Raw genomic sequence first — 13,104 nt, 5'->3', positions numbered from 1 at the left:
TTATCACCTCTTGTTTTACTGTAGCATACTCCATTCCCGCAAATCACGCCTCGAGCAAGCGTTCGATCTCTCGCTTCAACGTCGCGTTGACCGGATGTCTTGTTTCGATATAGCGCAACATCGCCGCGGCCGCTTCGGCCGACTTGCCGTAACCTGGCAGCCACTCGTTGAGCCCGGCGACGAGCTCCGGGTGCCGTGCCTCGACCCGGCGCGTCGGATTGAACGGGTCGCCCGTCTCTCCATGTGCTTTCAATACGTTGTTGACGGCCGCGACTTGGATGAGTTCGAAGCCGGCGAGACGCTCTCCGCGTCGTTCACGGAGCAGACCGACGTACAGGTTCGTCAGCGCCTCTTCGTAGCAATACGCTGCGTCTGGGACGTCCGTGACGAGCTTAGGCGTCGCAAACGATTCGAGCGCTTCATCCCGTTTCCAGACGATCCGTCCCGGGGTATAGGCGATGTGTGGCATCTCGAACAGTTCGAACACGGCGAACTCCCCGTAAATACCGTCCGCGTACATGATCTTGTGGCCGTCTTTCGTGTTTTGGAATTGGTAAGCGATCGGTTCAACCTCGAGCCAGTCCAAGTTGTCGATGAAGCGGGTTTTTCGTCCGTCCTCGACGATCAAAAAGAAATCGAGGTCGGAGTAGTCGTCGAGCCGCTCGGTCTCGAGGCCAATCGAACCGAGGGCGAGCAGCATCAGCGCCCCTTCTTGTTTCGCGACCAAACGCCCGATTCGTTCCATTCGTTCCAACAGTTGATCTCGTCTCATAAACATTCCTCCTTTTCCTCATTGTACGTTCTGATCAAACGAAAAAGAAAGGGCTGACCGCGTCCGGCCACCCCTCCCTGTTCGAGAAATTTTTATTACAGAATTTGCGAACGAGAAAGCCCACTCCTTTAGTGGTGGGATGAACGTGAGCTTGATTTCGGAGTCCCGTTAGTCGGAATTTCAGAAATCAACAAGCAGAATCTTATCCCGATAAAATGTATCACTCTAATAAATCTAATGATACAATGGACGTATGAACAACTACAGAAGAACCAAAACCACCGTATCGATGATCCATTATCATTTCGTGTTCTGCCCGAGGTATCGCCGAAAACTATTTGATGACGATACGTTCGAGCAACGATTCAAAGAGATCGTCCGTGATGTCTGCGAAGAGCTCGACATTCGACTCATCGCCATCGCGTGTGATCGGGACCACACACATCTATTCTTGTCGGCGTTGCCATCCCTCAGTCCGTCTGACATCATGGCGCGCATCAAAGGCGTCTCGTCGAAGCGACTACGAGAGGAATTTCCCCATCTCACACATCTCACAAGCCTTTGGACGAGATCCTTCTTCGTCTCGACGGCCGGAAATGTTTCCAGCGAGACCATCAAGCGTTATGTCGAGGAACAAAAGACAAGGAGGTGACACCGTGTCGCAGACATTGACGGTGAACATCAAACTTCATCCGACAAAAGAGCAACAATCGATCTTAGAGCGGATGATGCGCACCTACATCGGCACGACGAACCAGCTCGTCTCGGACATGGTGCAGGCTCGAGAAAACTTAAAGCTGACGAGCAAAAACGTGAGTTCCGATCTGCCGAGCGCCGTCAAGAATCAGGCCATCCAGGATGCGAAGAGCATGTTCAAAAAGGCGAAGAAGAAGGGCTTCCAGGTCGTCCCTGTCCTCAAGAAGCCGTACTGCACCTGGAACAACCAAAACTACTCGTTCGACTTCGAGTCGATCTCCTTCCCGGTCATGATCGACGGAAAGGTCAAGAAGACGGCGATCCGCGCCGAGATGGTCGACCCGGACAACCGGAACGCCACGCTCCTCGCCAACAAGCTCGGGACGCTCCGCATCATCAAGAAGTCGAACAAGTGGATCGCCCAGATCGCCGTCACGATCCCCACGACGGAGAAGGGGGGCACCAACGTGCTCGGGGTCGACCTCGGCCTGAAAGTCCCCGCCGTCGCATCGACAGATCGTGACAAGGCGCGGTTCTTCGGGAACGGGCGTGAGAACAAGTATATGAAGCGCAAGTTTCGTGCGAAACGGAAAGAGCTCGGTCAACAGAAGAAACTGGATGCGATCAAGAAGCTGAACAACAAAGAACAGCGCTGGATGAAAGACAAAGATCACAAGGTGAGCCGTGAGATCGTCGACTTCGCGAAAGAGAACAAGATTTCTGTCATCCGCCTCGAAAGATTGGCGAACATCCGACAGACGGCAAGAACAAGCCGTAAACACAACAAGAACCTGCACACCTGGTCGTTCTATCGCTTGGCACTATTCATCACGTACAAGGCAAAGCTCGAAGGCATCAAGGTCGAATCTGTCAATCCGGCCTACACCTCCCAGACATGCCCTTCTTGTGGAGCAAAAAATAAAGCGAAAGACCGAACATATTCCTGTCCGTGCGGATTCAAAAAACACAGAGATCTAGTCGGTGCGATGAATATCCGATACGCACCTGTGGTCGATGGTAACAGTCGACCAGCCTGAGAACCTATACGGTCTGTCTCAGGAGGGGTGATGCCACACCCTCATCTGAAGGCTTGAACAAAACAGAAATGGACTGCGTTCGCACAAGCACTTCAGAATCCCACTCATACCGAAGGGGTGAGCTTGCGGCTTTAGCCGTGGGAGTGTCAAACGATGAACTTGTTCGCTTTGATGAGACTCGCTGCGACTTCGCGCTTCGTACCGATGACGTTGATTGGCTGATAGCGGCTGAACTTCTTCATCGCCGAGAGCAACATCCGTTGCTCGTCGCCTGACGCTGCCGCGTACAACACTTCTTTCGCCATGAGCTCGACTTGCTTGAACACTTGCTCGGCGAAGATTTCCGTGTAACGTACTTTTTGTTGGTTCTTATCGATACCAGTCCGAGCAATCGCTTTATCCGTCCGCGCAATCGCCGCTTCAAGCGCATAGATAGCGCTGATGATGTCGGCGAGCTTGGCGAGGATCTCTTGCTCGTTTTGGAGGTTCTGCTGGTATTTCTGGACGGCTGTCCCTGCGATCATCAAGTTGATCTTCTTCATGTTCGATAGAAGCATCTTCTCGCGCGCGAGCGGTGAACCGTCGAGCTCTTGCGGCATATAGCTCATGAGCTCTTTTTGGAGCTTCTGTGCTTCGGCGAGGAGTGGCAAGTCGCCTTTCATCGCTTTCTTGAGGAGCGTGCTCGGGACGATCAAGCGGTTGATCTCGTTCGTTCCTTCGAAGATCCGGTTGATCCGTGAGTCACGGTACAAGTTTTCGACCTCGTACTCGGTCATGAAGCCGTAGCCGCCGTGAATTTGAACGGCTTCGTCGACGACGTAGTCGAACGTCTCAGACGCGAACACTTTGTTGAGCGAGCATTCGATCGCATACTCCGCGATCGATTGGGCGACTTTCGAACCGTCGCGCATGTTCTCGTCACCTAGCGCGTCGAGGCTGTCTTGGAACAAGCCGCCTGTGCGGTAGACCGAGCTCTCCATCGCGTAAATGTTCGCCGCCATCGTCGCTAATTTTTCTTGGATGAGCGGGAACTGGCTGATCGGCGTCTTGAACTGCTTACGCTCGTTCGCGTATTGGACCGAGAGATCGAATGCACGTTTTGATGAACCGACCGCTCCGACCGCGAGTTTGTAACGACCGACGTTCAAGATGTTGAAGGCGATGACGTGCCCTTTACCGACTTCACCTAACAGGTTATCGACCGGGACTTCGACGTCTTGTAAAATGAGCGTCCGCGTCGACGATCCTTTAATGCCCATCTTCTGCTCTTCAGCACCTGTCGAGACGCCGTTGTAGTCGCGTTCGACGATGAAGGCGCTGAACTTGTCGCCGTCAATTTTCGCGTAGACGACGAACACGTTAGCGAAGCCTGCGTTCGTGATCCATTGTTTCTCACCGTTCAAGACGTAGTGCGTTCCAGCCTCGTTCAAGACAGCTGTCGACTTCGCGCCGAGCGCGTCCGACCCTGAGCCTGGCTCTGTGAGCGCGTACGCTGCGATCCATTCGCCCGTTGCGAGCTTCGGCAAGTACTTATGCTTTTGCTCTTCCGTCCCAAAGAAGACGATTGGAAGCGTCCCGATTCCGACGTGAGCGCCGTAACTGAGGGCGAACGAACGGGCTTTGGCGAACCGTTCCGTGATGATTGATGACGAGATCTTGTCGAGCTGATAACCGCCGTACTCTTCAGGTACATCAGCACCGAGCAAACCGAGCTCGCCCGCTTCTTTCAACAGTTCGACCGAGAGATCGAACTCATGTTTTTCGATGCGTCCAAGTACCGGCATGACACGGTCGTCGACGAAACTCGACGTCGTGTCCCCGATCATCTTATGCTCGTCTGAAAAGTCTTCCGGTGTGAAGAGACGATCCGCGTCGAGTGCGTCAATGACAAAGCTACCGCCTTTAATCAATTCGTGTTCTGTACGTTCCATAGTCATTTCCCCCTTATAGTAATTCGAAGACGCCAGCAGCGCCCATTCCGCCACCGATGCACATCGTGACAACCCCATATTTCTCATTGCGTCGTTTCATTTCATGCAGAATCGATACCGCAAGTTTCGCGCCCGTACAACCGAGTGGATGGCCGAGGGCGATCGCGCCGCCGTTGACGTTCACTTTGGACGGGTCGATGCCGAGTTCACGGATGACGCCGAGTGATTGGCTCGCGAACGCCTCGTTCAACTCGAACAATCCGACTTCTTCAAGCTTCACGCCAGCCATCTCTAACGCTTTCGGGATGGCGACGACCGGTCCGATCCCCATCACTTCCGGGCGGACCCCGCCGACTGCGAACGAGAGGAACTTCGCCATCGGCTTCAAGCCTTGGCGTTCCGCCTCTTCCCGCTCCATGACGAGTACGGCTGCAGCGCCGTCTGATACTTGTGACGCGTTACCGGCTGTGACCGACCCTTTGATTTTGAAAGCTGGACGCAATTTGCCGAGTGCTTCGACCGTCGAGTTGGCCCGGACGCCTTCGTCGTGCTTGACGACGAATTCACGTTCCGCGACTTTCCCGTCTTCACCGAGGACGTGCTCGATGACCGTCACCGGTACGATTTCTTCTTCGAACTTGCCGCCCGCGATCGCAGCCGCCGCTTTTTGATGGCTGTCGATGGCGAACAGGTCCTGGTCAACTCGTGAGATGTTGTACTCGGCCGCTACGCGTTCAGCCGTGTGGCCCATGCTCATGTAGTATTCAGGCGCCGTCTCCATGATCGTCGGGTTCGGACGGATGACGTGTCCACCCATCGGGACGAGACTCATCGATTCCATTCCGCCGGCAATGATTGCCGTCGCTTGACCGATCATGATCTTCGCTGCCGCGTCCGCGATCGCTTGAAGGCCTGACGAGCAGTAACGGTTGATCGTGACGGCGGGTACTTCGTGTGATAGTCCGCCGCGTACGGCCGCATAACGGGCGATGTTCATCCCTTGCTCCGCTTCCGGCATAGCGCATCCCATGATGACGTCGTCGATTGGTCCGTTATAACCCGACCGCTCGAGCGTCGCTTTGATGGCGTGACCTGCGAGCTCGTCCGAACGAACGTTTCGGAACGACCCGCGTTTTGCTTTTCCGACCGGTGTTCGTGCACCGGCCACGATGACTGCTTCTCTCATCTGTTAAGTCCCCCTTTTGTCAGTTCCGAAGTGGTTTGCCTTTGACGAGCATATGTTGCATCCGTTGCTGCGATTTCGGTTCTCCGATGAGGCTCAAGAACGCCTCACGCTCGATGTCGAGGAAGTATTGCTCGTCGACCATCGTGCCGTATGCCAAATCGCCGCCGCTGATGACGTGAGCAAGTTTTTTGGCGATCTTCAAGTCGTGCTCTGAAATATAACCACCGTAGAACATCTCGTACGCTGCGAGTTCGAGCGTCGCTTTCCCGGTTCGACCGACGACCGGCAACTTCTCGCGCATCGGCGCGACGTATCCGTCTGTAAGTCCAAGGACGGTTTGTTTCGCGTCGAACGTCAAGTGGTCACGGTTCATCGAGATGCCGTCGACCGGACGATGATAGCCGAGCGCTTTCGCGTCATACGCCGACTTCGATACTTTCGCCATCGCGATGTTCTCGAACGTCTGCTGTGCCGCCTTCTCGATGTTTTGCATCGATTTTGGCGTCTGTTCAAGTAGACGACGGTACGTGTTGACGTTGCCGCCGCCGCCAGGGATGAGACCGACACCGACTTCGACGAGTCCCATGTACGTTTCGAGCGCCGCTTGCATGCGTGCTGCCGGCAAACTGATCTCCGTGCCACCTCCGAGTGTCATGCCGTAAGGTGCGACGACGACCGGGCGACCTGCGTAACGGATTTTTTGAACGACTTGTTGGAACTTGTTGATGATCCAGTCGAGCTCATACCAGTTCTCGTCTTCCGCTTCCATGAGCATCATCGCGAGGTTGGCGCCGACGCAGAAGTTTTTACCATCATTGGCGAGGACGAGTCCTTTGAAGTCTTGCTCGACGAGGTCGATCGATTGCTCGATCATCTGCATGATGTCGACCCCGATCGCGTTGTTCGGTGACGTGAACTCGAGGGCGACGACGTCGTCACCGATGTCGATGAGGCGAGCCCCGCCGTTCTCGAGGATGATCCCGTTCGACTTGGCGAGCGGTGCAAGTTTCAATTCTTTCGGGTTGACGGTCTTCTCGACGTACGTCTGCGACGCTTGATCGTAATACTGGTCCCCTTTATAGAAGGAAGTGTGTCCGGCAGCGAGCATCTCATCGATCCACGCCGGGACGGCATATCCTTCCGCTTTCATGCGTGCGACCGATTTTTCGACACCGAGTGCGTCCCATGTCTCGAACGGTCCGAACTTCCAACCGAAGCCCCACTTCATCGCGTCATCGATGGCGACGATCGAGTCACTGATCTCACCTGTGAGTCGTGCTGAGTAGACGAGCGTCTTCGCCGTCACCGGCCAGAGCAACTGTCCGATGCGTCCCTTGTTCAAGATTGCGCCTTTCAGTTTCGCTTTCGAGCCTGGGAGCGACTTGATTTGGTCGAGCTCAGGTCCTGTAATCGCTTTCAATTGTTCGTACTCAAACGTGCTCAAGTTGAGTTCCTGGATGACTTTCCCGTCTTTCTTATAGAACCCTTGACCAGACTTTTGTCCGATCCAACCTTTTTCGACGAGCGTCTTCATTTCAGCAGGGACATCGAACGTATCTTTCTCCTCGCCCGCTTCGAGCGCCTCATAGACGTTCCCGGCGACGTGGACGAACGTGTCGATACCGACGACGTCGAGCGTACGGAATGTCGCTGATTTCGGACGGCCGATGAGCGGTCCTGTGATCGAGTCCATCTCGCCGATCGTCGCGTTCTGTTTCAACATCTCCTCGAACGTGACGAGCAGGCCGTACGTGCCGATGCGGTTACCGATGAAGTTTGGCGTGTCTTTCGCCTCGACGACGCCTTTACCGAGACGGTCCTCAGCAAAGCGGGCCATGAAATCGATGACCGGGCGCGCCGTCTTCTCCGTCGGGATGAGTTCGAGCAGCTTCAAGTAGCGCGGCGGGTTGAAGAAGTGCGTCCCGAGGAAGCGTGACTTCAAACCTTCCGGCAAGGCGCTCGCCATCGCTTCGATCGAGATCCCAGACGTGTTCGAGCTGAGTATCGCGTCTTCGCGGATGTAAGGTGCGATTTTGTCGAACAGTTGCTGTTTCACGTCGAGCCGTTCGACGATGACTTCGATGACCCAGTCGGCTTCTTTCAATCGTTCGAGATCATCTTCTAAGTTCCCGACCTCGATGAAGTTCAAGTGTTCCGCCGTCGCGAGCGGCGCCGGAGTTTGTTTCAACAATTTGTGACGGTTCTCGGACGCGATCCGATTCCGTACTTCCGGTGATTCGAGCGTGAGTCCTTTCGCTTCTTCTTGCGCCGTCAATTCACGTGGTACGATGTCGAGCATGAGCGAACGAACCCCCGCGTTCGCCAAATGGGCCGCAATCCCCGCCCCCATTACTCCTGAACCGATGACGACCGCAAAACGGATATTGCTCGTCAAACGGAGGTCGGCTGATTGTTCGATGTGACTCGTCATATTGTTCCCCCCTCAATGAGAATGAATAGTGATTCATTTCACGCGTAAAAAAAATCGCAATCACCATCGTGTTTACTCTTCTATCATAAATGAATGACAATTCATTCGCAAGCGTTCATTTTTCAAATTCATTCCATTTTTCTGATTTACGATTATTTTTTGATGTGTGTGGTATAGACACATTGAGTCAATTTTTGAAAGGGGACTAAACAATATGAGTGATAATCGTTTAAATACAATCGGCAGCCGCAAGGATTTTGAATCGTTCAAGAAGGACGGACAAGCGCAAGCCCATCAACCGGGAATCGATTCGAAGATGGAGCCGTTCCCGATCTATGAGCGTGAAGGATACAAAGGAAGCGACAAATTGAAAGACAAAGTCGCCATCATCACAGGCGGTGACTCAGGGATCGGGAAATCGGTCGCCATCTTCTTCGCCCACGAAGGCGCAAACTCGGTCATCGTCTACAAAGACCAAAACGAGCTCGAGGACGCCGAGGCGACGAAAGAACGGATCGAAGAACTCGGTCAAGCGTGCTTGTTGCTGCAAGGTGACCTCGGTGATTCGGCGTTCTGCCAAGACGTCGTCAAGCAGACGCTCGAGACGTTCGGCCATTTGGACATTCTCGTCAACAACGCCGCCGAGCAACATCCGCAAGAGTCGCTCCTCGACATCTCGGACGACCAGCTCGAGCGGACGTTCCGGACGAACATCTTCAGCATGTTCTATTTGACGAAAGCGGCGCTCCCGTACTTGAACGAAGGCGCGAGCATCATCAACACGACGTCGATCACGGCGTATGAAGGTAACGACCAGTTGATCGACTATGCGTCGACGAAAGGTGCGATCACATCGTTCACACGCTCGCTCGCCAAAAACTTGGCCGAGAAGAAGATCCGCGTCAACGGCGTCGCACCAGGCCCGATTTGGACACCGCTCATCCCGGCTACGTTCCCGGCCGAGAAAGTCGCCACGTTCGGTGACTCTTCTGAGATGAAGCGTGCGGGTCAACCGGCAGAGCTCGCTCCGGCTTACGTCTATCTCGCAAGCGACGACTCGACGTACGTCAGCGGGCAGGTCATGCACGTCAACGGCGGTACGGTCGTAAACGGATAATCTTGTAAGATGGCCCAGTGTTCAGTCACTGGGCTTTTTTTATGGGAAATTAACCCAGCGTATGTTAACGTTATTTGCAGGAATTAGTCCAGTCATTTAGACGATTATACGGAAGAAAGGAGCCAACGCTTGATGATTCATTTTCAATTGACAAAAGATGATTTTTTCGCCTTACAAAAAAACTTCATCGAAAATTCCGATTACCATAAAAGAAGAGCTAGACACGTCACGATTGTATTGATGTTGCTTACAGTATTATGGGGATTCTTGCTCGCAATTTTTTTGTTACCTCAAACGATTTCTGTCCCCCTGTTCCTTGGACTCGCCATCGGTTCAAGTTTGTTCCTAGCGCTTCTATTGTTCCCCTTCTTAAAAAAAGCGTATGTAAACATCACACTTTGGCAATTCCGCTATCTACTGAAACAAGAGACGAAATGGCCACGTGACATCACGTTGTACATCAACGAAAACGGGATTGAGCGCAATTCACTCCACAACAACGTCAATAAACGCCTTCAAGTCGCATGGGACGCGATTGAACGAGTGAGTGGGGACGAGACAAATCATTACCTGTACGTTGAGGCAAGAGAAACGATTGTTGTACCGAAGCAAAACCAAATGCTGAGCGAGACTGAGCAAAGTAAAATCAATTACTTATTACAACAAAACTTAAATATCACACTCTAGTTACCTATGTCACCTAAAGACAGACATGGTCCAATGTTTCTAGACTTACACGTATATGACTTGATCAGAAAGGAGTAGCTCAAATGGTCACCACGTATAAACTGACGCTTGAAGATGTTCTATCATTTCAACAGGACATGATTCACCATTCAAATCAACATAAGAAGAGCCGCAAAATATGGTTGATTTTTATGAGTGCCCCTGCATTCCTGCTCGGATATTTAGCTACAACTTTTATTCTACCTCCCCCCGAGTCGATCGCTTTATTTTCACTCACTGTAATCGGTGTAGGGATTTTGTTTGCGCTGTTGCTCAGACCGCTCCTGAAGGATTTATATGCACCATTCGCCCTTCGGCAATTTCGTCTAGTTAATAAAGACAGTGCCTGGCCAACAGACATCACGCTCCAACTTTCTGACAGTCACGTCGAGATGCATGTCGTTCATGGCAAAATCAATCGAACGACTCAAGTCCCTTGGACGTCCATTCTCAAAGTGAACGAGAACGAGACGCATCGCTTTCTATATTTTGAAGACGATGAAGCGTTGATTATTCCGAAATCGAAAGCTGGAATCACTGAAGTCGAGCAAAGCGAAATTGACCGCTTATTAGGAAAACATCTTTTGATTAAAAAATCGATTTAATAGAGTGGTCTATTACTTTAGGAGGTGCTGTACATGCTATCTTGGTTAGGCATAACGAAAGAAAAGGAAACGGGACGGCAGTTTTTTGGGAACATACATAAGAAAACAATCACGTTCGTCTTGCTTTCGTCCCTTATGATACTCTTCGGGGTGAAATCATTGTTGACTTATCTACTCCCAAAAGCAGCTCTCGCTGATCCCCTGGTTGCTGTGCTACCAGGTACAGTAGGCATTCTTGTTGCTCTAGTGTATGTTCTAGTTATTGAACGACTCTTACAAGACAAGGCCGAACGTGGAAAGTAATATGTCATCTGACGAGTATACTAATGACTAATAGGTAAAACTGGAGGCCAATCGATGACAAACCAGCACAGCGATGATGAGTATGAAGCGTACGATGAAGACAGGTTAGAGTTCGATCCTTACTTTTCTCATGAGGCTAAAATGGAAGTCAGTCTGAATGCAGCTGGGGTCAATTTCGTCGGCAACGCAGAAGGCTATCTCGCCCTCGCGAGAATGTTTACGTTTTTAGCCGAAACACATATGTCCATTCGCATGGAAGAAAATCCTTCGCCTGATATAAATACTTCCTATGGGTATGGCCCGTATCATATGACCGATTACATCCGAGACAAGTTCATTCAAAATAAACAGTATGTATTTGACCCGGGTGCCTTGCATGATTCACATCCAGAACATGAAAAAGAGCTTTTCTTCTGGCTATCTGATCAAATCGGTCCAGATTTCTGGGTCGAAAATCGAGAAGATGACGAGCAGGAATAACGCCTCATAAGAACTCCATAAAAAAGCACACAAGTTCGATATGAACTTGTGTGCTTTCCTCATTTCTTGACCATACCTTTTAACACGAACGCCACGTTCGCCGGACGTTCCGCGAGACGGCGCATGAAGTAACCGTACCAGTCACGGCCGTATGGCACGTAGACACGGACTTTATAGCCTTGGCGGACGAGCTCGAGTTGACGCTCGACCCGGATGCCGTACAGCATTTGGAACTCGAACTGGTCGAGTGGGATGTTGTTCAATTTCACATGCTCGATGATGGCATCGATCATATGGTCGTCATGGGTCGCGATAGAGGCGTAGTTCCCGTTCGCAAGATGGAGTTTGACGAGCTTCAAGTAGTTGTGGTCGACGTCTTCTTTCTCCGGGAAAGCAACCGTCGCCGGCTCTTTGTAAGCCCCTTTGACGATACGGAGGTTCGGCTTGATCAGCGCGAGATGATTAATGTCATCTTCCGAACGATACAAGTACGATTGGATGACCGTCCCGAGTCCGTCAAAGTCCGCTTTCAACTTCTTGAACAAGTCGAGTGTCTTCTCGCAGCGCGACTCGTCTTCCATATCGATGGCGACGAAGACGCCGACCGACTTAGCCGTCGTCAAGATCTGGCGCATATTGTTCTCGATCAACTTGTCCGAAATATCGAATCCGAGTGACGTGAGCTTGAGCGACATATAGGCGTCGAGTTTCTCTTCGGCCATGATCTCGATGGCACGGATGATCTCGTCACGGTTTTGGTTCGCTTCTTCGACCGTGTTAATGAATTCCCCTAGATGGTCGACCGTGACCGATAGCCCTTTCGCGTTCAGTTCGCGAATCGTCGGCACCGACGTCTTGAAATCTTCTCCCGCCACAAATCGTGACGCCCCGAACCGAAGCCCATACTTTTTAGCCAAACTGTTGAGTGCTTTGTTTTGAGACATGTAAATAAAGCCATCACGTAACACTTTTTCCATCAGATTTTCCCCCTTGCGTTTACACTCATCTATCTCTATGACGATGTCTGAAATTATTATGACATACAAACGTCAATTCGTCTTTAGTTTTGTAACCGTTTCCAACACTTCATTGGCCAAGTTTATAAAAAAGCAGACGCCCTCACGGACGTCTGGTTCACAGGCCTGTATTCGGTGCGACGTAGAGCAAAATACTGAGGAAGACGAACACGCTCCCGGCGAGCACGAACAAGTGCCAAATCGCATGATTGAACGGCAGTTTCTGCCAGACGTAAAACACGATCCCGACCGAATAAGCGAGCCCACCAGCAAGCAGCAACATGAACCCTTGATGGCCGAGCGACTCGTAGAGCGGACGAATCACGATGATACAAATCCACCCGAGCCCAAGGTACGTCACGTTCGATACCCACATGTACTTCCCGGTCGAATACATTTTCCAGACGATGCCTAAGATGGCGACGCCCCAAACGATGCCGAACAACACCCATCCGAGCGTTCCCTGAAGCGACACGAGTGCGAACGGCGTGTAGCTCCCGGCAATCAATAAGTAAATCCCAGCGTGGTCGAACACTTGGAGCACCCGCTTCGCCCGTGGATGCGGGATCGCATGCATGAGCGTCGAGAACAAGTACAACAAGATCATCGATACCCCGAACACGCTCACCGCGATGACGTTGCCTGTGCTCCCGGTCTCTGTCGCGGTCGTGACGAGCAGGACGAGAGCGACGATGCTGAAGATGACCCCTAACCCGTGCGTGACGGCGCTCGCGATCTCTTCGCCGAGCGTATCGGCATGAAGCATGTCTTTTAGTTTCTCTTGATCCATACAGGTCCCACCTT

At 52.1% G+C, this 13,104-nt stretch carries 13 protein-coding genes; 7 read left to right on the top strand and 6 right to left on the bottom strand.

The genetic code is table 11. From position 1 onward, the window contains the following. Positions 1–43: 43 nt before the first annotated feature. The gene (locus tag BJU60_RS10010; protein WP_254281687.1) at positions 44–772 is read right to left on the bottom strand and encodes a hypothetical protein; all 729 of its coding nucleotides are present in this window, start codon (positions 770–772) and stop codon (positions 44–46) included. 253 nt (positions 773–1,025) lie between these two features. On the opposite strand from BJU60_RS10010, the gene tnpA reads away from it, so the two are divergent. Both tnpA and BJU60_RS10005 read left to right on the top strand, forming a co-directional pair. Continuing rightward, positions 1,026–1,424 carry an IS200/IS605 family transposase gene (gene tnpA / locus BJU60_RS15035; RefSeq protein ID WP_083274102.1) on the top strand — a complete coding sequence of 133 codons (399 nt, stop codon included), beginning with the start codon at positions 1,026–1,028 and terminating at the stop codon, positions 1,422–1,424. Positions 1,425–1,428: 4 nt separating this feature from the next. Further along, complete coding sequence (locus BJU60_RS10005; protein WP_070328733.1) at positions 1,429–2,505, top strand: RNA-guided endonuclease InsQ/TnpB family protein; 1,077 nt, start codon at positions 1,429–1,431, stop codon at positions 2,503–2,505. Positions 2,506–2,651: 146 nt separating this feature from the next. Here BJU60_RS10005 and BJU60_RS10000 read toward each other — a convergent pair whose 3' ends face one another. The 3 genes from BJU60_RS10000 to BJU60_RS09990 are packed head-to-tail and all read right to left on the bottom strand — an operon-like array spanning position 2,652 to position 8,053. After that, positions 2,652–4,436, bottom strand: a complete 1,785-nt coding sequence (locus BJU60_RS10000; RefSeq protein ID WP_070328732.1) for an acyl-CoA dehydrogenase family protein — start codon at positions 4,434–4,436, stop codon at positions 2,652–2,654. Between the two features lie 13 nt (positions 4,437–4,449). Then, entirely contained in the window at positions 4,450–5,622 is a 1,173-nt protein-coding gene (locus BJU60_RS09995; RefSeq protein ID WP_070328731.1) for an acetyl-CoA C-acetyltransferase, read from the bottom strand. Positions 5,623–5,641: 19 nt separating this feature from the next. Next, entirely contained in the window at positions 5,642–8,053 is a 2,412-nt protein-coding gene (locus BJU60_RS09990) for a 3-hydroxyacyl-CoA dehydrogenase/enoyl-CoA hydratase family protein (RefSeq protein WP_070328730.1), read from the bottom strand. A 214-nt stretch (positions 8,054–8,267) separates the two neighbouring features. Here BJU60_RS09990 and BJU60_RS09985 point away from each other — a divergent pair, with 214 nt between their 5' ends. From BJU60_RS09985 to BJU60_RS09965, 5 genes are all read left to right on the top strand, one after another. Next, entirely contained in the window at positions 8,268–9,170 is a 903-nt protein-coding gene (locus BJU60_RS09985; RefSeq protein WP_070328729.1) for an SDR family oxidoreductase, read from the top strand. Positions 9,171–9,410: 240 nt separating this feature from the next. After that, positions 9,411–9,857, top strand: a complete 447-nt coding sequence (locus BJU60_RS09980) for a hypothetical protein (protein WP_141737243.1) — start codon at positions 9,411–9,413, stop codon at positions 9,855–9,857. A gap of 83 nt (positions 9,858–9,940) precedes the next feature. After that, positions 9,941–10,501, top strand: a complete 561-nt coding sequence (locus tag BJU60_RS09975; RefSeq protein WP_070328727.1) for a YcxB family protein — start codon at positions 9,941–9,943, stop codon at positions 10,499–10,501. A gap of 33 nt (positions 10,502–10,534) precedes the next feature. Next, positions 10,535–10,804, top strand: coding sequence for a hypothetical protein (locus BJU60_RS09970; RefSeq protein WP_070328726.1), 270 nt, complete (start codon positions 10,535–10,537; stop codon positions 10,802–10,804). Between the two features lie 54 nt (positions 10,805–10,858). Next, positions 10,859–11,284, top strand: coding sequence for a hypothetical protein (locus tag BJU60_RS09965; RefSeq protein WP_070328725.1), 426 nt, complete (start codon positions 10,859–10,861; stop codon positions 11,282–11,284). A gap of 59 nt (positions 11,285–11,343) precedes the next feature. On the opposite strand, the gene BJU60_RS09960 is transcribed toward BJU60_RS09965, so the two are convergent. Both BJU60_RS09960 and trhA read right to left on the bottom strand, forming a co-directional pair. Beyond that, positions 11,344–12,261: a proline dehydrogenase family protein gene (locus BJU60_RS09960; RefSeq protein WP_070328724.1), complete on the bottom strand. Its 918-nt coding sequence runs from the start codon at positions 12,259–12,261 to the stop codon at positions 11,344–11,346. A gap of 157 nt (positions 12,262–12,418) precedes the next feature. Beyond that, positions 12,419–13,090, bottom strand: coding sequence for a PAQR family membrane homeostasis protein TrhA (trhA, locus tag BJU60_RS09955; RefSeq protein WP_070328723.1), 672 nt, complete (start codon positions 13,088–13,090; stop codon positions 12,419–12,421). Positions 13,091–13,104 lie beyond the last annotated feature (14 nt).

The organism is Exiguobacterium aurantiacum, assembly GCF_001766415.1.
GTDB lineage: Bacteria > Bacillota > Bacilli > Exiguobacteriales > Exiguobacteriaceae > Exiguobacterium > Exiguobacterium aurantiacum_A.
The sequence above is the reverse complement of the archived record's forward strand: the minus strand, read 5'-3'. Positions and strand labels throughout refer to the sequence as shown.